18 protein-coding genes and 1 pseudogene are annotated in these 20,142 nt (G+C 59.7%); 3 read left to right on the top strand and 16 right to left on the bottom strand.

Features of this window, described 5'->3' with window-relative positions; translation table 11 throughout:
- From L6D63_RS06970 to L6D63_RS06940, 7 genes and pseudogenes are all read right to left on the bottom strand, one after another.
- Nucleotides 1-174: pseudogene (locus L6D63_RS06970) on the bottom strand (putrescine ABC transporter permease PotH); the annotation flags it as partial.
- A complete protein-coding gene (locus L6D63_RS06965) occupies nt 171-1,313 on the bottom strand; it encodes an ABC transporter ATP-binding protein (protein ID WP_003229245.1) in 1,143 nt (380 codons plus the stop codon). The gene L6D63_RS06965 and the pseudogene L6D63_RS06970, both read right to left, overlap by 4 nt.
- Nucleotides 1,314-1,380: 67 nt before the next feature.
- Nucleotides 1,381-2,478 carry a polyamine ABC transporter substrate-binding protein gene (locus L6D63_RS06960; protein WP_047297196.1) on the bottom strand — a complete coding sequence of 366 codons (1,098 nt, stop codon included), beginning with the start codon at nt 2,476-2,478 and terminating at the stop codon, nt 1,381-1,383.
- A gap of 187 nt (nt 2,479-2,665) precedes the next feature.
- A complete protein-coding gene (locus L6D63_RS06955) occupies nt 2,666-3,775 on the bottom strand; it encodes a polyamine ABC transporter substrate-binding protein (RefSeq protein ID WP_131670649.1) in 1,110 nt (369 codons plus the stop codon).
- A gap of 171 nt (nt 3,776-3,946) precedes the next feature.
- The gene (locus tag L6D63_RS06950) at nt 3,947-5,311 is read right to left on the bottom strand and encodes an aspartate aminotransferase family protein (protein WP_121182522.1); all 1,365 of its coding nucleotides are present in this window, start codon (nt 5,309-5,311) and stop codon (nt 3,947-3,949) included.
- 56 nt (nt 5,312-5,367) lie between these two features.
- Nucleotides 5,368-6,726, bottom strand: coding sequence for a glutamine synthetase family protein (locus L6D63_RS06945; RefSeq protein ID WP_007967993.1), 1,359 nt, complete (start codon nt 6,724-6,726; stop codon nt 5,368-5,370).
- 95 nt (nt 6,727-6,821) lie between these two features.
- The gene (locus tag L6D63_RS06940) at nt 6,822-7,178 is read right to left on the bottom strand and encodes a glutamine amidotransferase (RefSeq protein WP_131670650.1); all 357 of its coding nucleotides are present in this window, start codon (nt 7,176-7,178) and stop codon (nt 6,822-6,824) included.
- Between the two features lie 278 nt (nt 7,179-7,456).
- Here L6D63_RS06940 and L6D63_RS06935 point away from each other — a divergent pair, with 278 nt between their 5' ends.
- Both L6D63_RS06935 and L6D63_RS06930 read left to right on the top strand, forming a co-directional pair.
- On the top strand, nt 7,457-8,833 hold the full coding sequence (locus tag L6D63_RS06935) for a glutamine synthetase family protein (protein WP_003229254.1): 1,377 nt from the start codon (nt 7,457-7,459) through the stop codon (nt 8,831-8,833).
- Nucleotides 8,834-9,095: 262 nt separating this feature from the next.
- Nucleotides 9,096-9,734 carry a TetR/AcrR family transcriptional regulator gene (locus tag L6D63_RS06930; RefSeq protein ID WP_131670651.1) on the top strand — a complete coding sequence of 213 codons (639 nt, stop codon included), beginning with the start codon at nt 9,096-9,098 and terminating at the stop codon, nt 9,732-9,734.
- Between the two features lie 164 nt (nt 9,735-9,898).
- Here the strand turns inward: L6D63_RS06930 and L6D63_RS06925 are convergent, their stop codons facing one another.
- The 8 genes from L6D63_RS06925 to L6D63_RS06890 form a co-directional block, all read right to left on the bottom strand.
- Complete coding sequence (locus tag L6D63_RS06925) at nt 9,899-10,114, bottom strand: TOBE domain-containing protein (RefSeq protein ID WP_007967989.1); 216 nt, start codon at nt 10,112-10,114, stop codon at nt 9,899-9,901.
- A gap of 33 nt (nt 10,115-10,147) precedes the next feature.
- Nucleotides 10,148-10,954, bottom strand: coding sequence for an aliphatic sulfonates ABC transporter ATP-binding protein (ssuB, locus tag L6D63_RS06920; RefSeq protein ID WP_131670652.1), 807 nt, complete (start codon nt 10,952-10,954; stop codon nt 10,148-10,150).
- On the bottom strand, nt 10,951-11,733 hold the full coding sequence (gene ssuC / locus L6D63_RS06915; RefSeq protein WP_047297201.1) for an aliphatic sulfonate ABC transporter permease SsuC: 783 nt from the start codon (nt 11,731-11,733) through the stop codon (nt 10,951-10,953). Before ssuC ends, ssuB begins: the two co-directional genes overlap by 4 nt.
- Nucleotides 11,734-11,741: 8 nt before the next feature.
- Complete coding sequence (ssuD, locus tag L6D63_RS06910) at nt 11,742-12,890, bottom strand: FMNH2-dependent alkanesulfonate monooxygenase (RefSeq protein WP_041072113.1); 1,149 nt, start codon at nt 12,888-12,890, stop codon at nt 11,742-11,744.
- Nucleotides 12,891-12,915: 25 nt separating this feature from the next.
- Nucleotides 12,916-13,896: a sulfonate ABC transporter substrate-binding protein gene (locus L6D63_RS06905; RefSeq protein ID WP_131670653.1), complete on the bottom strand. Its 981-nt coding sequence runs from the start codon at nt 13,894-13,896 to the stop codon at nt 12,916-12,918.
- Between the two features lie 88 nt (nt 13,897-13,984).
- Nucleotides 13,985-14,578 carry an NADPH-dependent FMN reductase gene (ssuE, locus tag L6D63_RS06900; protein WP_041072109.1) on the bottom strand — a complete coding sequence of 198 codons (594 nt, stop codon included), beginning with the start codon at nt 14,576-14,578 and terminating at the stop codon, nt 13,985-13,987.
- A 279-nt stretch (nt 14,579-14,857) separates the two neighbouring features.
- Entirely contained in the window at nt 14,858-15,496 is a 639-nt protein-coding gene (locus L6D63_RS06895) for a peroxiredoxin (RefSeq protein ID WP_047297204.1), read from the bottom strand.
- Nucleotides 15,497-15,791: 295 nt separating this feature from the next.
- Complete coding sequence (locus L6D63_RS06890; RefSeq protein WP_047297205.1) at nt 15,792-17,141, bottom strand: OprD family porin; 1,350 nt, start codon at nt 17,139-17,141, stop codon at nt 15,792-15,794.
- A 364-nt stretch (nt 17,142-17,505) separates the two neighbouring features.
- Between L6D63_RS06890 and tauA the strand changes: the two genes are divergently transcribed.
- A complete protein-coding gene (gene tauA, locus L6D63_RS06885; RefSeq protein WP_131670654.1) occupies nt 17,506-18,495 on the top strand; it encodes a taurine ABC transporter substrate-binding protein in 990 nt (329 codons plus the stop codon).
- Nucleotides 18,496-18,602: 107 nt separating this feature from the next.
- Here tauA and argA read toward each other — a convergent pair whose 3' ends face one another.
- Nucleotides 18,603-19,901, bottom strand: coding sequence for an amino-acid N-acetyltransferase (argA, locus tag L6D63_RS06880; protein ID WP_007967974.1), 1,299 nt, complete (start codon nt 19,899-19,901; stop codon nt 18,603-18,605).
- Between the last annotated feature and the right edge of the window lie 241 nt (nt 19,902-20,142).

Below are 20,142 nucleotides of genomic sequence, written 5' to 3'. Positions count from 1 at the left end.
GATCTCGGTGTACGGCGGAATGGCCACATCGGCTTCGGCAAAGCTGATCTTCAGGACGATGAAGAACGGCAGCATGAAGAACAGGAACAGCCAGATGAAGGGAACCCCGATGACCAACTGGCGGCCACCGGGAATTATTCGATTGAGCCGGCGTTTGAATTTGCGCATGTTCATGAGCGAAGTACCACGCCGCTGTCGTCTTCCCACCACACGTAAACCTGATCACCCCAGGTCGGACGTTGACCGCGACGCTCGGCGTTGGCGACGAACGACTGCACCAGCTTGCCACTCGGCAATTCGACGTAGAACACCGAATGCCCACCGAGGTAGGCGATGTCATGCACCTTGCCGCTGGACCAGTTGTATTCGCAGGTCGGCATCTCGGCGGTGACCAGCAGCTTCTCCGGACGAATCGCGTAGGTCACGGATTTGTCCTGCACCGAGGTGCTGATGCCGTGGCCGACGTAGATCTGCCGGTCGAGGTCCTTGCAGGTGATGGTCGCGTGGCCTTCAGCATCGTCGATCACTTCACCTTCGAAGATGTTTACGTTGCCGATGAATTCGCAGACCAGACGGCTGGTCGGGGTTTCGTAGATGTCGATCGGGCTGCCGATCTGGGCGATCCAGCCCAGGTGCATGATCGCGATGCGCTCGGCCATGGTCATGGCCTCTTCCTGGTCGTGGGTCACCATCACGCAGGTCACGCCCACGCGCTCGATGATCTCTACCAGCTCCAGTTGCATCTGCGACCGCAGTTTCTTGTCCAGTGCGCCCATGGGTTCGTCGAGCAGCAGCAGCTTCGGCCGCTTGGCCAGCGAACGCGCCAGTGCCACACGTTGACGCTGACCGCCGGACAGTTGATGCGGCTTGCGCTTGGCGTACTGGCTCATCTGCACCAGTTTGAGCATCTCAGCGACGCGCGCATCGATCTCGGCATTGGGGATCTTGTCCTGCTTGAGGCCGAAGGCGATGTTCTGCGCCACGGTCATGTGCGGGAACAAGGCGTACGACTGGAACATCATGTTGATCGGTCGCTCGTACGGCGGCATGTCGGTGATGTCGACGCCGTCGAGGAAAATGCGCCCCTCCGTGGGCCGTTCGAACCCTGCCAGCATCCGCAGCAGTGTGGATTTGCCCGATCCCGAACCGCCGAGCAGGGCGAAAATTTCGCCCTTCTTGATTTCCAGGGACACATCGTCCACGGCAATCGTCTCGTCGAACTTCTTCGTGACCCGGTCGATTTTGACCAACACCTGCTTAGGTGTCTGGTCGCCCTCGAGGGCTTTCTTATAGGCGCCGGAGGCAACTGCCATTTACGAAACTCCCAGAAAAAAACAGTGCAGTTCGCCCCATGCGGACGAACCCAGGATAGTTTGTGCCTTACTTGCCCGACTTGACCTTGGTCCAGCTACGGGTCATCAAACGCTGAATATTGGGTGGCAACTCGACCGACACGTAAGTCTTGTCGAGGACTGCTTGCGGTGGATAAACCGCTTCATCGGTGCGGATGGACTGCTCCATCAGCTTGTCCGACCCCGGGTTGGGGTTGGCGTAACCGACGTAATCACTGACCTGGGCGATCACCTCAGGTTTCAGCAAATAGTTGATGAAGGCGTGGGCCTCTTTGACGTTGGACGAGTCCTTCGGAATCGCCAGCATGTCGAACCACAGCGCGCCGCCCTCTTTCGGAATCGAGTAGGCGATGTTCACACCCTTCTTGGCTTCCTCGGCACGGTGCTTGGCCTGGAAGATGTCACCGGAGAAACCGATGGCCACGCAGATGTCGCCGTTGGCCAGATCACCGATGTATTTCGAGGAGTGGAAGTAGGTGACGTAAGGACGCACGGCCAGCAGTTTGTCGGTGGCCTTGGCGTAATCCTTCGGATTGGTGCTGTTGGCGTTCAGGCCCATGTAGTTGAGCACGGTCGGCATCATTTCATCGGCCGAGTCGAGGAACGCGACGCCGCAGCTGTGCAGCTTCTTGATGTTCTCCGGCTCGAACAGCACGCTCCAGGAATCGATCTTGTCGATACCGAGCACGGCCTTGACCTTGTCGACGTTGTAGCCGATGCCGTTGGTGCCCCACAGGTACGGTACGGCGTACTGGTTGCCCGGGTCGTTCTGCTCCAGGCGCTTGAGCAGCACCGGATCGAGATTCGCATAGTTCGGCAACTGCGACCTGTCGAGCTTCTGGAACGCGCCCGCCTTGATCTGCTTGCCAAGGAAGTGGTTCGACGGCACGACCACGTCGTAACCGGTACGCCCGGCCAGCAGCTTGCCTTCCAGGGTCTCGTTGGAATCGAACACGTCGTACACCGGTTTGATCCCGGTTTCTTTCTGGAAGTCGGCCAGGGTGGTCTCGCCGATGTAATCCGACCAGTTATAAATATGCACCGTACCGGCGGCCTGGGCTCCGACAGCGATCGTCAGGCCGGCAGTGGCCAGCAGGGCTTTGCGCAAAGAAGAAAAAATAGGCAAGTGGAGGTCCTCTAATTGAGTTGGGCCCAAGTTGCCCCGTGCTGCAAGACAGTCACGGTTGCCCGGCAACAAAACCGGCGCGCAACTTACCTTCGAAAAACCGATCCAGCAAAACTTTCTGTCATTTAATTGATCCGCTGACCGCCGTCATGGCGACGACAGCCAGCGGTTGCTGCTTCAAACCGGCTTATTTACCGGATTTGATCTTGGTCCAGCTGCGGGTCATTTCGCGCTGGGTAGCGGCCGGCAAATCGGCGATCGCATACAGCTTGGCCTGCACGTCGGCTGGCGGGTAAATGCCTGGATCGCTGGTGATGTCTTTTTCCACCAGAGCGGTCGCAGCAGCGTTACCGTTCGGGAAGCGTACGGCGTTGGTGATGCCGGCCATGACTTCAGGCTTCTGCAGGAAGGTCATGAACTTGTAGGCGCCTTCGACGTTTTCGGCATCTTTAGGGATGGCGACCATGTCGAAGAAGCTGCCAGCGCCTTCTTTCGGAATGGCATAGCTGACTTTCACCTTGTCACCGGCCTCGGCGGCACGGGACTTGGCCTGCTGCACGTCACCCGAGTAACCGACCGCTACACAGATGTTGCCGTTGGCCAGGTCCGAGATGTACTTGGAGGAGTGGAAGTAGGTGATCGAAGGACGAATCTTGAGGAACAGGTCCTCGGCTTTCTTGATGTCTTCTTTTTTCTGGGTGTCGGTAGGCAGGCCCAGGTAGTGCAGTGCGACCGGGAGCATTTCGGTCGGCGAATCGAGGAAGCTCACACCGCAGCCCTTGAGCTTGGCGATGTTTTCCGGCTTGAGCAGCACGTCCCACGAGTCGATGGTGTCGACGCCCAGCGCAGCCTTGACCTTCTCCGGGTTGTAACCGATACCGATCGAACCCCACATGTACGGGAAGGCGTGCTTGTTGCCCGGATCGCTGACCGACACGGCCTTGAGCAGGTCCTGGTTCAGGTTTTTCCAGTTAGGCAGCTTGGACTGGTCCAGCTCCTGATAAACACCGGCCTTGATCTGCTTGGCCAGAAAGTTGTTCGACGGCACAACGACGTCGTAACCGGATTTGCCCGCCAGCAGTTTGGCCTCCAGGGTTTCGTTACTGTCGAATACGTCGTAGACGACTTTGATCCCGGACTCTTTCTCGAAATTGGCAATGGTGTCCGGAGCGATGTAGTCGGACCAGTTGTAAACGTGCAGTACCTTGTCGTCCGCGTGAACCGCACCCGCCATCATGCTCGCGACGGACAGCGCGAGAAGAGTCTTGCCAGCAAGCTTTTTACCTAATGCCTTCATGCGTCATGCTCCAAATTTTTCTTTTTTGAACCACTTTGTTCAGCGGCCGAACCCCGACAACTGGAACTGCGGCTAGTCTGGCAAGATCGGAGGCGGTCTTTCAAGAAAAGGCCCACCTTTCTGACACCTTCGAGCGAGAGCGCCGCAGCTCCCCCGCTCGAAGCCTAGCACTTAGGCTTGCAACGCACTGAGGGTCAGGTCCAGGCACTTGCGTGCCTTGGTCACCAGCTCATCGATCTCCGCCTTGCTGATCACCAGCGGCGGCGCAATGATCATGGTGTCGCCCACGGCGCGCATGATCAGGCCGTTATCGAAGCAGAACTGCCGGCAGATCATGCCCACGCCCCGGCCTTCGTAACGCTTGCGAGTGGCCTTGTCCTGCACCAGCTCGATCGCCCCCAGCAACCCGACGCCGCGCACTTCGCCCACCAACGGGTGGTCGTTGAGTTCGCGTAGACGTTTCTGCAAATACGGTGCCGTTTCGTTGTGCGCGTTCTCGATAATTTTCTCGTCGCGCAGAATCCGGATGTTTTCCAGACCCACCGCCGCCGCCACCGGGTGCCCGGAGTAGGTGAAGCCGTGGTTGAAGTCGCCACCTTCGTTGAGCACTTTCACCACTTCATCACGGACGATCAGGCCACCCATCGGGATATAGCCGGAGGTCAGGCCTTTGGCGATGGTCATCATGTCCGGTTTCAGGTCGTAGAAATCCGAACCGAACCACTCGCCGGTACGGCCGAAACCGCAGATCACTTCGTCCGCCACGAACAGAATGTCGTACTTGGCGAGGATTTCCTTGATGCGCGGCCAGTAGGTATCAGGCGGAATGATCACGCCGCCGGCGCCCTGGATCGGCTCGGCAATGAACGCACCGACGTTGTCCACGCCGACTTCTAGAATCTTCTCTTCCAGCTGATTGGCGGCCCAGATGCCGAACTCTTCCGGCGACATGTCGCCGCCCTCGGCGAACCAGTACGGCTGCGCGATGTGGACGATGCCCGGGATCGGCAAATCGCCCTGTTCGTGCATGTAGGTCATGCCGCCCAGGCTCGCACCGGCCACGGTGGAACCGTGATAACCGTTCTTGCGGCTGATGATGACTTTCTTGTTCGGCTGGCCCTTGATCGCCCAGTAGTGGCGAACCATGCGCAGCATGGTGTCGTTGCCTTCGGAGCCGGAGCCGGTGAAGAACACATGGTTCATGCCTTCCGGCGCCACGTCGGCGATGGCCTTGGCCAGTTCGAGCGCCGGCGGGTGCGCGGTCTGGAAGAACAGGTTGTAGTAAGGCAATTCGCGCATCTGCTTCGCGGCGGCGTCAGCCAGCTCATCGCGGCCATAACCGATCGCCACGCACCACAGACCCGCCATGCCATCGAGGATCTTGTTGCCCTCGCTGTCCCACAGGTACACGCCCTTGGCGTTGGTGATGATCCGTGGGCCCTTCTCTTTCAGTTGTTTGAAGTCGCTGAACGGGGCCAGGTGGTGTTCGCTGCTCAGGGCTTGCCACTCACGGGTTTGCGGGTTGTTGCTGGTCATGCCAATTCTCCTTGTTATCGGTGAAGGCGCGGCTGCTGCCAGCCGCGCCCGGCGTATCAGACGGCGAAGAGCAAGTACTCACGCTCCCAGGAACTGATCACGCGCTTGAAGTTTTCATGCTCGGCCCGCTTGACCGCGACGTAGCCGGTGATGAAGGTCTTGCCCAGGTATTTCTCGATGGTTGCGCTGTTTTCCATACGCTCCAGCGCGTCTTCGATGGTCAGCGGCAGGCGCAGGTTGCGGCGTTCATAGCCACGACCGACCACCGGCGCGCTCGGATTGAGGCCCTCGACCATGCCGATGTAACCGCAGAGCAGGCTCGCGGCAATCGCCAGGTACGGGTTGGCGTCGGCGCCCGGCAGGCGGTTTTCCACGCGGCGGTTCTGCGGGCCGGCATCCGGGACGCGCAGGCCCACGGTGCGGTTCTCTTCGCCCCACTCCACGTTCACCGGCGCCGAAGTGTCCGGCAGGAAGCGACGGAACGAGTTGACGTTCGGCGCGAACAGCGGGAGCAATTCCGGAATCAGTTTCTGCAGGCCACCGATGTGGTGCAGGAACAGCTGGCTCATGGTCCCGTCTTCATTGGAGAACACGTTCTTGCCGGTCTCGATGTCGATGATGCTCTGGTGCAAGTGCATCGCACTGCCCGGCTCGCCGGTCATCGGCTTGGCCATGAAGGTGGCGGCCACGTCGTGCTTGAGCGCGGCTTCGCGCATGGTGCGCTTGAACACCAGGATCTGGTCGGCCAGCGACAGTGCATCGCCGTGACGGAAGTTGATTTCCATCTGTGCCGTGCCGTCTTCGTGGATCAGCGTGTCGAGGTCCAGCTCCTGCAGTTCGCACCAGTCGTAGACGTCCTCGAACAGCGGGTCGAACTCGTTCGCCGCTTCGATGGAGAACGACTGACGCCCGATTTCCGGACGGCCCGAGCGGCCGATTGGCGGCTGCAGCGGATAGTCGGGGTCGTCACTGCGCTTGGTCAGGTAGAACTCCATCTCCGGCGCCACGATCGGCTGCCAGCCCTTGTCGGCGTAGAGCTTCAGGACCTTCTTGAGCACGTTGCGCGGCGACAGCTCGATCGGGTTGCCTTGCTTGTCGTAGGTGTCGTGGATCACCTGAGCGGTCGGCTCTATGGCCCATGGCACCAGATATACGGCGTTCTGATCGGGGCGGCAGATCATGTCGATGTCGGCCGGGTCGAGCAGTTCGTAATAGATGTCGTCTTCGACGTAGTCGCCGGTCACGGTCTGCAACAGCACGCTTTCCGGCAGACGCATGCCCTTTTCGGCGATGAACTTGTTGGTCGGCGAGATCTTGCCCCGGGTGATACCGGTCAAGTCGCCGATCATGCATTCGACTTCTGTGATCTTGTGGTCTTTCAACCAATCGGTGAGCTGGTCGAGGTTGTTACTCATAAATGCCTCTGGGCTGAGTCTCCTGACATCGTGTCAGGCAAAGTTTGACGCCGTGGCGTCGCGTTAAAGGGGGCTTGCTTGCGCGCAGTGCCGGCTTACGCCTGGCACCGCGCATCGACAATGAAAGAGGAGCTTACCTGCCCTTTACGCTGGCGTTGCATTTCCTGTGCACATTCAAGGCGTGCAGAATCATGAGCACGGCTGGGGAAGCGGCACAGGCTTTGGGACTCAAAGGGATCTATATTGAAGGAAGGCGCCATAAACAGAATGCTTTGCCGTACGTCCAGAATAACGGACGCTGCCGTTTGGCCTGATGCGAACGAGGACATCGTCGACAGCCCGCGAGCCTTGCGGGCTGCACTACGGACGGATTTGTCGCCACTGATGTGTTGAGCATGCAGACCGGACTGTTGCGAGCAGTCGGTGATGCCGATTAACGGCAGGCGAGACATGAAGCACCCCGGTATTATTGCTGTTATGGGTTTGATCGGAGCTTAGCCTTGTTCATTTTTTTACACAACACCCCCGTAAAAAATACAACACGGCCTGCTCAAGCCCGCGGGTGCCAAGCGTCCCAAGGACAAAAAACCGCCCCAAAGTGCCCCATAAATGCCCTCGCAGCGCTTTTTTAGGGCAAAAAAGGCCTCGCTTGACTTCGGCATGCCGTTCGGGTTGACTGAAACCAGAAAAGATCAATGATTGATATTTTTAACAACAAAGGTGTTGCATCATGTCGGTACCCCCGCGTGCCGTTCAGCTTAACGAAGCGAACGCGTTCCTTAAGGAACATCCTGAGGTTCTGTACGTTGACCTTCTGATTGCGGATATGAATGGTGTGGTGCGCGGCAAGCGCATCGAACGCACCAGCCTCCACAAGGTTTACGAGAAAGGCATCAACCTGCCGGCCTCTCTATTTGCTCTGGATATCAATGGTTCTACGGTGGAAAGCACCGGCCTGGGTCTGGACATCGGCGACGCCGACCGGATCTGCTATCCAATCCCCGATACCCTGTGCAACGAGCCATGGCAGAAGCGCCCGACCGCGCAACTGCTGATGACCATGCACGAACTCGAAGGCGACCCGTTCTTCGCCGATCCGCGCGAAGTGCTCCGTCAAGTTGTTGCAAAGTTTGACGAGCTGGGCCTGACCATCTGCGCAGCCTTCGAACTGGAGTTCTACCTGATCGACCAGGAAAACGTGAACGGCCGTCCACAGCCGCCACGCTCGCCGATTTCCGGCAAACGCCCGCACTCGACTCAGGTCTACCTGATCGACGACCTCGACGAATACGTCGACTGCCTCCAGGACATTCTGGAAGGCGCCAAAGAGCAAGGCATCCCGGCCGACGCCATCGTCAAGGAAAGTGCCCCGGCGCAGTTCGAAGTGAACCTGCACCACGTCGCCGACCCGATCAAGGCGTGCGATTACGCGGTACTGCTCAAGCGTCTGATCAAGAACATCGCCTACGACCATGAAATGGACACCACCTTCATGGCCAAGCCGTACCCGGGCCAGGCCGGTAACGGTCTGCATGTCCACATCTCGGTGCTCGACAAAGATGGCAAGAACATCTTTGCAAGCGAGGATCCCGAGCAGAACGCCGCGCTGCGTCACGCGATCGGCGGTGTGCTCGAGACCCTGCCGGCGCAGATGGCTTTTCTCTGCCCGAACGTCAACTCGTATCGTCGCTTCGGCGCGCAGTTCTATGTACCGAACTCGCCGTGCTGGGGCCTGGACAACCGCACTGTGGCGATCCGCGTGCCGACTGGCTCTGCCGACGCCGTACGGATCGAACACCGCGTGGCCGGTGCCGACGCCAACCCGTACCTGCTGATGGCTTCGGTCCTGGCCGGTGTGCATCACGGTCTGGTGAACAAAATCGAACCGGGCGCTCCGGTCGAAGGCAACAGCTACGAGCAGAACGAACAAAGCCTGCCGAACAACTTGCGCGATGCCCTGCGTGAGCTGGACGACAGCGAGGTGATGGCCAAGTACATCGATCCGAAATACATCGATATCTTCGTCGCCTGCAAGGAAAGCGAGCTGGAGGAGTTCGAACACTCCATCTCCGACCTTGAGTACAACTGGTATCTGCATACCGTTTAAGCGGTTGTAGTGCCAAACAGAACGCCGTCGGCTCTTGCAGCCAACGGCGTTTTTTTTATGGCTAAACACACATCTCTGTGTTTGGGATGCATGGCCGCCTGCGGCGGATCGCTGGCAAGCCAGCTCCCACAGGGTTCTGTTGTGTAATCAAAATTTGTGTTCAACACGGATACCTGTGGGAGCTGGCTTGCCAGCGATGGCGTCCGGGCAGACAACATCGAACCCGGCTCGTACAATGCCCGCTGCCCCGCAGGAGACTTTCATGACGCGTCCCGCCCCCGTCCGTAAACCCCGTGCCCGCAGTCAGGCGCGCATCGACTCGATACTCGACGCCGCGCGCACGCTGCTGGCTGCCGAGGGTGTGGCCAGCCTGTCGATCTACAGCGTCGCCGAACGCGCGCAGATTCCGCCCTCCTCGGTCTACCACTTCTTCGCCAGCGTCCCGGCGCTGCTCGAAGCATTGACCGCCGACGTGCACGCGGCGTTTCGTGCCTGCCTGCAAGCGCCGATCGACCACGATGCCCTGCGCGACTGGCGCGACCTGTCGCGGCTGATCGAGGAACGAATGCTGGAGATCTACGGCGAAGACGCGGCGGCCCGTCAGTTGATCCTCGCCCAGCACGGCCTGACCGAAGTGACCCAGGCCGACCGCCAGCACGACATCGAACTCGGCGACCTGATGCACAAGCTGTTCGACCATCACTTCGAATTGCCGCGCCTGCCGACCGATGTCGACGTGTTTGCGCTGGCGATGGAACTGGGCGACCGCGTGTATGCACGTTCGGTGCAGCAGTACGGGCAGATCACGCCGCGCATGGCCGAGGAAGGGATGCGGGTGTTTGATGCCTACCTCGGGTTGTATCTGCCGCCTTATCTGCCCAAGAGACATCTGGTGAACTGAATGGCCTCATCGCTGGCAAGCCAGCTCCCACAAGGAGCTGCTGTGTATGCAGATTTGGTGACCGACAGATAACCTGTGGGAGCGCCGCGACACCATTCTCATCTGATGCAGATAACAAACCCCGACGGGCTCACGCCTTTCGGGGTTTGTTTTTATCCACAGGCTTACAACTTGGCGATCGACACCTCGGTGGATTTCACGAAGGCGATCACTTCGCTGCCCACCGCCAGTTCCAGCTCCTTGACCGAGCGGGTGGTGATCACCGAAGTGACGATGCCGGAGGCGGTCTGCACGTCGATTTCCGACAGCACGTCGCCGAGAACGATCTCCTTGATCGAGCCTTTGAACTGGTTGCGCACGTTGATGGCTTTGATAGTCATGGCTTTGATTCCTGTCGTTGGAGGTAACTTGAGTTATTGAGCCCAGCGCAATTGCGTAGGCAGTGGTGAAACAGGTTCCGGCTCCGGCGGCTCGCCGGGCAGGGACAGAACACGGTTGAGCACTTCGGTTTCCAGCGCCGCCAGTCGATGCGATCCGCGCACGCGCGGACGTGGCAGCTCCACTGGCAGGTCGAGGCCGACTTCGCCGTCCTCGATCAGAATCACCCGGTCGGCAATCGCCACCGCTTCGCTGACGTCATGAGTCACCAGCAGCACGGTGAAGCCATGCTGTTGCCAGAGGCGTTCGATCAGTTGCTGCATCTCGATCCGGGTCAGCGCATCCAGCGCACCCAGCGGCTCGTCGAGCAGCAGCAGGCGTGGTTGATGAATCAGCGAGCGGGCCAGCGCCACACGCTGCTTCTGCCCACCGGACAAGGCGGCCGGCCATTCGCTGGCACGATCGGCCAGACCCACCGCTTCCAGCGCCTCCAGCGCTTGCGGGCGCCAGTTGCCGTTAAGGCCGAGCCCGACGTTGTCGATGATCTTTTTCCACGGCAGCAGCCGGGCTTCCTGGAACATCAGCCGGGTGTCTTCCCGCGCATCACTCAGCGGGGCGGCACCGGCCAACAGGTCGCCGCCCGTCGGTTGATCGAGGCCGGCGAGCAGACGCAGGAACGTGCTCTTGCCGCAACCGCTGCGCCCGACCACGGCGACGAACTGCCCCGCCGGAATGTGCAGGTCGATGTCGCGCAGCACCTGTCGCGCACCAAAGGTTTTCTGCAGGTTGCGCACCACCAGCGGAATCCCGCGCAGCAGGCGTGGAGGTTGTTGAGCGGTCATGCCACACCTCCCTTGGCAACCTGATAAGCCGGATGCCAGCGCAACCACACACGTTCAAGTCCACGGGCCGCGAGGTCGGCGAGTTTGCCGAGCACCGCGTAAAGCAGGATCGCCAGCACCACCACATCGGTCTGCAAAAACTCCCGGGCATTCATCGCCAGATAGCCGATGCCGGAGCTGGCGGAGATTGTTTCGGCAACGATCAGCGTCAACCACATGAAGCCCAGCGCAAAGCGCACACCGACCAGAATCGAAGGCAACGCACCCGGCAGAATCACCTGCCAGAACAGGCTGAAACCGCTCAAGCCATAACTGCGCGCCATCTCCACCAGCGCCGGATCGACGTTACGGATGCCGTGATAGGTGTTGAGGTAGATCGGGAACAACGTGCCCAGCGCCACCAGGAAAATCTTCGCCGACTCGTCGATGCCGAACCACAGGATCACCAGCGGAATCAGCGCCAGGTGCGGCACGTTGCGGATCATCTGCACCGAACTGTCGAGCAGGCGTTCGCCCCACTTCGACAGGCCGGTGATGAAGCCCAGCACCAGGCCAATGCTGCCACCGATGGTGAAGCCCAGCGCGGCGCGCCAGCCGCTGATTGCCAGGTGCGTCCAGATTTCGCCGCTGCGCACCAGGCTGACACCGGCCTCGATCACCGCCACTGGTGCCGGCAGAATCCGCGTCGACAACCAACCGGCCGACACCGATAACTGCCACACCGCCAGCAACAACACCGGCAACGCCCAGGGCGCGAGGTTGTGGATAAGTTTCTTCATGGCGCGCCTCAGCTCTGCGACGCGGCTTTGGGAAGAATGTCGTTAGCCACCATCTCGCCGAACGGGCTGACATAACCGGCGCTTTTCGGCAGCTCCGGACGCTCGATGTCGAGGTGCGGGAACAGCAGTTCAGCGACGCGGTACGACTCTTCGAGGTGTGGATAACCGGAGAAGATGAACGTATCGATCCCCAGATCCGCGTACTCCTTCACGCGGGCGGCCACGGTCGGACCATCGCCGACCAGCGCGGTACCGGCACCGCCGCGCACCAGACCGACGCCGGCCCACAGGTTGGGGCTGACTTCGAGGTTGTCGCGACTGCCGCCGTGCAGCGCGGCCATGCGTTGCTGGCCGACCGAGTCGAAGCGCGCCAGCGATGCTTGCGCACGTTTGATGGTGTCGTCGTCCAGATGCGAGATCAGCCGGTCGGCTGCTTGCCAGGCTTCGGCGTTGGTTTCGCGCACGATCACATGCAGACGAATGCCGAAGCGCACGGTACGCCCGAGCCTGGCGGCCTTGGCGCGCACCTGCTCGATCTTCTCGGCCACCGCCGCTGGCGGTTCGCCCCAGGTCAGGACCATCTCGACCTGTTCGGCAGCGAGATCCTGCGCCGCTTCCGAAGAGCCGCCGAAGTACAGCGGCGGACGCGGTTGCTGGATCGGCGGATAGAGCAGTTTGGCGCCCTTCACGCTGATGTGTTCGCCGTCGTAATCGACGGTTTCGCCTTCCAGCACCCGACGCCAGATGCGGGTGAATTCCACCGAAGCCTGATAACGCGCTTCGTGATCGAGGAACAGACCATCACCGGCCAACTCTTCCGGGTCGCCACCGGTCACCAGGTTGAACAGCGCACGCCCGCCGGACAGACGATCCAGGGTCGCTGCCTGCCGCGCCGCCACCGTCGGGGAAATGATCCCGGGGCGCAGGGCGACAAGGAATTTCAGACGCTGGGTCACCGGGATCAACGACGCGGCCACCAGCCACGAGTCTTCGCACGAACGGCCGGTGGGAATCAGCACGCCGCCAAAACCCAGACGATCCGCCGCTTGCGCGACCTGTTGCAGATAACCGTGGTCAACGGCGCGGGCGCCTTCGGCGGTGCCAAGGTAATGGCCGTCGCCGTGGGTAGGCAGGAACCAGAAGATGTTAAGGCTCATGGAGTGGTCTCCTTGGGGATTCGATTTACTGGGCTTGGCTGACCGAGCTTTGGGCCACAGCGGCCGGTGGTGTCCAGATCACATCCTTGATGCTCAACGGCTTGGGAATCAGCTTGAGCTGGTAGAAGGTGTCGGCGATTTTCTGTTGCGCGGCGACCACGTCCGGGGTCAGGAACAGCGCACCGTAGCCCTGGCGTTTCACCGAGGTCAGGGTGATGTCAGCCGGCAGGCCGAGCAGTGGCGCGACCTGTCGGGTCACGTCTTCAGGATTGGCTTTGGACCACTCGCCCACGGCGCGCACTTCTTCGACGAGGGTCTTGATCACCTCGGGATTTTTCTGCGCGTAAGGTTTGGTCGCGAGGTAGAACTGATGGTTGTCGACGATGCCTTTGCCGTCACGCAGGGTGTGCGCTTGCAGCTGTTGCTCGGCAGCGGCCTGGTACGGATCCCAGATCACCCAGGCGTCGACGCTGCCACGTTCGAACGCGGCGCGGGCATCGGCCGGCGGCAGGTACACGGTCTGGATATCGGCGTATTTGAGGCCGGCGTCTTCAAGGGCGCGCACCAGCAAGTAGTGCACGTTGGAGCCTTTGTTCAGCGCGACTTTCTTGCCCTTCAGATCGGCGACCGATTTGATCGGCGAGTCTTTCGGTACGAGGATCGCTTCGCTGTTCGGCGCTGGCGGTTCGTAGGCGACATAGAGCAGGTCAGCGCCGGCAGCCTGAGCGAATACCGGTGGGGTTTCGCCGGTAACACCGAAGTCGATCGAGCCTACGTTCAGGCCTTCGAGCAATTGCGGGCCGCCGGGGAATTCAGTCCATTGCACGTCCACGCCTTGGGCAGCCAGACGTTTTTTCAGTGTGCCTTTGGCCTTGAGCAGCACCAGCGTGCCGTACTTCTGATAACCGATTCTTAGCGTCTCGGCCTGAGCCTGGGTGATGGCGCCGAAGGACACAGCCGCAGCAAACAGAGCGACCAGACCACGACGCAAAAATACAGTGCGCATAGCGCTCTCCTTTTTGCTGTTGGGTTGTGGCTGCACCTGCTTGCCCGTTGGCGGGCGAGTAAGGCCAGTACTTCAATTTCGGTGAGGCTTAAATGCTCCAGCGAGCACTCAACAAACGTTCATTCAACAGTCCCGGCTCCAGCGGTTTCGGCCGGCGGGCCATGGCACTGACAAACTGCTCCAGTGCTTCGTGCAGACGCTGCTCCAGCGCCGGCGCCAGTTGCGCCTGGGCACTGCCTTCGCCGTAAGCAATCTGGCTGTCCTCGGCAAAAATCCCTTGCAGCATTTCCTGGGCTTTCAATGCCGACAGCACGGGCTTGAGGGCGTAATCGACCACCAGCATGTGGGCGATGCTGCCGCCCGTGGCCATCGGCAGCACAATTTTGTGGTTCAGGGCGCGTTCCGGGAGCAGATCGAGCACGGTCTTCAGCGCGCCGGAAAACGACGCCTTGTACACCGGCGTGGCGATCAGCAGACCGTCAGCGTTTTCAATCTGCGCCAGCAGGTCGAGCACCTTCGGGCTGTCGAAGCGGGCGTGGAGCAAGTCTTCGGCCGGGAAGTCCCGCACCTGATAACTCACCACTTCCACCCCCTGCTCCTGCAACCAGCGTTGCGAGCGCTCCAGCAACACCCCGGAACGGGAGCGTTGGCTGGGACTGCCACCGAGTGAGACGACCAGCATTCAGACGATTCCTTGCGCGTTACAGGCGATTCGCGGGTTGCGATCTCGCTTCGATGGAGTGACCTTACCAGCTGATTTATATATCCATAAATCATATTTATTCATTTGGTTATGCATTTTAGAGATATAAATTTCAACAAACTGCGCGCAAAAAAAAGGCCGTCGAAACGGCCTGAAATCCCCTGCTATTTGGATGCATCAAAAGATTGCAGCCTTCGGCAGCTCCTACATGGAGCGGCCTCCTCCTGTAGGAGCACCGCAGGCTGCGATCTTTTGATCTTAACGATTCGGCTGCGGCGTCAGGCGCAGGTATGGCTTCACCGCGCGGTAGCCCTTCGGAAAGCGCTGCTTGATCTCTTCCTCGTCCTTGAGTGACGGCACGATCACCACCTCCTCACCGTCCTGCCAGTTGGCCGGCGTGGCCACCTTGTAGTTGTCGGTAAGTTGCAGCGAATCGATCACCCGCAGGATCTCGTGGAAGTTGCGCCCGGTGCTCGCCGGGTAGGTGATGGTCAGGCGGATCTTCTTGTTCGGATCGATGACGAACAGCGAACGCACGGTCAGCGTGTCGTTGGCGTTCGGGTGGATCAGATCATAGAGATCGGACACCTTGCGATCGGCATCGGCCAGGATCGGGAAGTTGACGATGGTGTTCTGGGTTTCGTTGATGTCTTCGATCCACTTGTGGTGCGAGTCCACCGGGTCCACCGACAGCGCAATGGCTTTGACGCCGCGCTTGCTGAACTCATCCTTGAGCTTGGCGGTGAAGCCCAGCTCGGTGGTGCACACCGGGGTGAAGTCGGCCGGGTGGGAGAACAGCACACCCCAGCTATCGCCCAGCCACTCGTGGAAACGAATCTTGCCGGCGCTGGAATCCTGTTCGAAGTCGGGGGCGATGTCGCCGAGTCTGAGGCTCATGATGCTGCTCCTGATGAGTTGTTGGAGAACTCAACTGTAGCTTGGGATTTGCCATCATGAAAAAGAATAAATAACTAGATATTTAGAATTTAATTGAATATTAAACATCGTTCACTGGACGCTCGTCGTCATCGCGACGAACATCGACCCCAAGGTTCGAGAAGGCCTTGAGTAGCTGCAAAAGAAGGGAATGTCGGGACAGGCTTACGGGGGTGAGCCTGACCCGAAAATGCAAAAGCCCCGTCCGGCGCAATGCCGGACGGGGCTTTTTTACATCAGTAGCTTGAGCGCGCTATTACAGCAGCGGGATCGAGTAGCTGACGATCAGGCGGTTTTCATCCTGGTCACGCTGACCTGGGATGTCGTTGCGCCAGGTAGCGTTTTTCCACATGAAGCCCAGGTTCTTGGCCGGACCTTCAGGAATAACGTAACCGATGGTCAGATCGCGTTCCCACTCGGAGTTGCCGTTGCCGTTCTCACGACGGTTGGAACCCACGGTGTCGATGTCGCTGCCGCGCAGGTAGACCATGCCGGCGGTCAGGCCTGGCAGGCCGACTTTGGCGAAGTCATACGAGTAGCGTGCTTGCCAGGTTTTCTCGCCAGCACGACCGAACTTCTGGATCTGCATGTCGGTAATGGTGTAGTTCGACGAACCGTCGCCCTGGTTCAGCCAAGGGAAGTCGGAGCTGCCGTTGGAAACCTGATAGCCGCCACCGAAAGTGTGACCTTCAACGGTATACAGGAACAGGCCGCTGTACAGGTTGTTGTCGATCGGACCTTTACCGCTGACATTGCCGACGTAGTTACCGTTGCCGAAGTAGGCGGCGGTGTTGCCGTTGGCGCCGTCGTCGCTGCTGTGGAAGTAGCGGAAGTCAGACTTCAGTACGCCTGGGCCGATTGCCCAGTTGTGAACCAGACCCAGGAAGTGCTGCTTGTAGAAGTCTTCCAGGTTGCCGTAGTAGTACTGGGCAGTCAGGTCCTTGGTGATTTTGTAGTCACCACCGGCGTAGTAGAACTTGTTGCTGTTGGCCACGCGAGCGTTCGCACCGCCAACAGACAGGTTCTCGTTGTTGCTGGAGTTACGCCCTTTCACTGCTTCGATCTGACCAGCGACCAGAGTCAGGTCCTTGATCTCGCCGGAAGTGATCTGGCCACCCTGCCAGGTTTGTGGCAGCAGACGACCGTCGTTGGTCACGATGACCGGGTTCTTTGGCTGCAACGTGCCCAGCTTCAGTTCGGTCTGAGAGATTTTGGCCTTGGCGGTCAGGCCCAGACTCGAGAAGTTATCAACAGCTTCGCCATTGGACTTGCTCGGGAACACTGTGCCACCGTAGGACGTCGAGGTTGCACCGTTGGTGCCGCCGCCCGAATCCAGACGCACGCCCAACAGGCCGATGGCATCGATACCGAAGCCTACGGTGCCTTGGGTGTAACCGGAGATGAAACGCAGATCGAAGCCTTGGCCCCATTCTTCGTTCTTGTTCTGAGCGCCAGCCGCTTTGGTGCCGGAGTCACGGTTATCAGTGTTGATGTAGAAGTTACGCAGCCCCAAAGTAGCTTTGCTGTCTTCGATGAAACCGGCGGCGCCTGCCTGCTGCGCCAAAACCCCTACGGCCACAGCCAGGGCCAAGGTGGACTTGTTCATGTAAAGCTCCTCTCGTTTCTAATTCTTGTGTTCCTGGCCCGGGGTCTGATGCCCTGGATCCTAAGATGCGCGATTAGCGCCAGACCGTGACTGACAAGTCAATCGTAACCTTGTGTGTCTACGACCAAGGTCTAATCGCCGTGATTTGGTCCGTGCAGATTAAAGATTTTCTGATAAACCCAAAAAGAATTTATTCATTCTTTTTAATATCATTTCGAAATATGGCCAGTATCGTGCCACCTCCGCCGGGAAACAGCGTATCGGCGACTAAGCTCATTCCTAAATGGTATTTGTTAGCCTTTTTTTATATCGATTAGCTTTGGCGCAACCCCGATTCGTCAAACCCTATCGAAAAGGCGACGCCATGATGGCCAAACGCGCACTATCTAGTCAATTTGTTACAGTTTGTGTATCGGCGCTGATTTCTTTTTCCGCCCATGCCGCCAACCTCACCGTTGGCTATCAAACCGGTATCGACCCGAGCAAAGTCCCTCAGGCCGACGGCGTCTACGAGAAGACCATCGGCGAGAAAATCAACTGGCGTCGCTTCAATAGCGGCCCGGAAGTTGTGACAGCCATCGCATCAGGCGACGTACAGATCGGCAACCTTGGCTCCAGTCCTTTTGCAGCGGCCGCATCGCGCAATCTGCCGATCGTCGCCTTCATTGTTTCAGCGCAGATCAACGCCGCCGAGGCGCTGGTGGTGCGCAATGGCAGCGGGATCAATACCCCGCAGGACCTGGTCGGCAAGACCATCGCCACGCCTTTCGTTTCCACTTCCCACTACAGCCTGCTTGGCGCACTCAAGCACTGGGGCCTGGACACCTCGAAAGTCAAAGTGGTGAACCTGCAGCCCGCAGAAATCGCAGCGGCGTGGAAGCGTGGAGATATAGATGGCGCGTTTGTCTGGTCGCCGGCGCTGGGGGAAATCCGCAAGACCGGCAAGACCCTGACCGATGCCGCACAAGTCGGCCAATGGGGCGCACCGACCTTCGAAGTCTGGGTCGCGCGCAAGGACTACGTCGAAAAGCATCCTGAGGTGGTGGCCAGGTTTGCCAAGGTCACTCTAGATGCGTTTGCCGATTACGCCAGCCATAAGGACAGCTGGACAGCGGACTCGGCGCCGGTGCAGAAAATCGCAAAACTGACGGGTGCCAATGCGGCCGACGTGCCGGAGCTGCTGGCCGGTTCGGCCTTCCCGGATGCCAAGGCGCAGCAATCCACCGCACTGCTGGACGGTGGCACGGCGAAAGCGATTGGTGAGACGGCGAAGTTTTTGAAGGAACAGGGCAAGGTCGAGACGGTGCTGCCGGACTATTCGCCGTACGTCAGTGCGAAGTTCATCGCTGAGTAAACACAAAACCCTGTAGGAGCTGCCGAAGGCTGCGATCTTTTGACTTTGGTTTTCTGAATCAAGATCAAAAGATCGCAGCCTTCGGCAGCTCCTGCAGGGGACTCGGATTACAGGGTCTTTTCGAAGATCTTCGAATTGCGCTGATAGTTGTACAGCGACGCCCGCGCCGCCGGCAGGCGTTCGACGCTGCTAGGCTCGAACCCGCGCTCGCGGAACCAGTGCGCGGTACGGGTAGTGAGCACGAACAGGGTTTTCAGCCCTTGCGCCCGGGCACGGGTCTCGATGCGCTCCAGCAACTCATCGCCGCGACCGCCATGGCGATACTCCGGATTCACCGCCAGGCACGCCAGCTCACCGGCGTCCGAATCGGCAATCTGGTACAGCGCCGCACAGGCAATGATCATCCCTTCACGCTCAACCACACTGAACTGCTCGATCTCGCGCTCCAGCACTTCGCGCGAGCGACGCACCAGAATCCCCTGCTCTTCCAGCGGACTGATCAGGTCGAGCAAACCGCCGACGTCTTCAATCGCCGCCTCGCGCACCAGTTCGAATTGCTCCTGAGCCACCAGCGTGCCGCCACCATCGCGGGTGAACAGTTCGGTCAGCAGTGCACCGTCCTCGGCGTAGCTGACGATATGGCTGCGCGCCACGCCGCCACGGCAGGCCTCGGCGGCGGCATCCAGCAGTTCGGCCTGATAGTTGTTGCCCAGACGCGCCAGATGCGCAGGCACCTGTTGCGGCCGCAGTTCGCGTACCAGTTTGCCGTTTTCGTCGATCAGACCGAGGTCAGCGCCGAACAGCAACAGCTTGTCGGCACCGAGGTCGATGGCGGCGCGGGTGGCGACGTCTTCGCAGGCGAGGTTGAAGATTTCCCCGGTCGGCGAGTAGCCCAGCGGCGACAGCAGCACGATCGAGCGCTCGTCGAGCAGGCGATTAATGCCTTTACGGTCGACGCGGCGCACTTCGCCAGTGTGGTGATAGTCGACGCCTTCGAGCACGCCGATCGGCCGCGCCGTGACCAGGTTGCCGCTGGCCACCCGCAGACGCGAGCCCTGCATCGGCGACGAGGCCATGTCCATCGACAGCCGCGCTTCAATGGCGATGCGCAACTGACCGACTGCATCGATCACACATTCCAGGGTTGCCGCATCGGTGATGCGCATGCCGTGGTGATAGTGCGGGGTCAGGCCGCGAGCGGCGAGGCGGGTTTCAATCTGCGGACGCGAACCGTGGACCAGCACCAGACGCACACCGAGGCTGTGCAACAGCACCAGGTCGTGGACGATGTTGCCGAAGTTCGGATGCTCCACACCGTCGCCGGGTAGCATGACGACGAACGTGCAGTCGCGGTGAGCGTTGATGTAAGGGGACGCGTGACGAAGCCAATTGACGTATTCGGGCATGAACCTGGGCCTGTAATAAATAGCAGCCGGAAAAAAGGGCGAAACGGAAAACGCACAGCGGGCTGATGGTTATCGTCGGAACAGGCTTGGCGACACGCGCGTTCTCCTCATGAATACGGGTTGGATTCCCACTAATTTAACGTCTTCCCCTGTAGGAGCTGCCGCAGGCTGCGATCTTTTGACTTTGTTTTTAAGAGACAAGATCAAAAGATCGTCCGAACGCGGCCCGAGCCTTCGGCAG

Origin of the sequence: Pseudomonas parakoreensis (genome assembly GCF_021602155.1) — a bacterium.
GTDB classification, from domain to species: domain Bacteria; phylum Pseudomonadota; class Gammaproteobacteria; order Pseudomonadales; family Pseudomonadaceae; genus Aquipseudomonas; species Aquipseudomonas parakoreensis.
The sequence above is the reverse complement of the archived record's forward strand: the minus strand, read 5'-3'. Positions and strand labels throughout refer to the sequence as shown.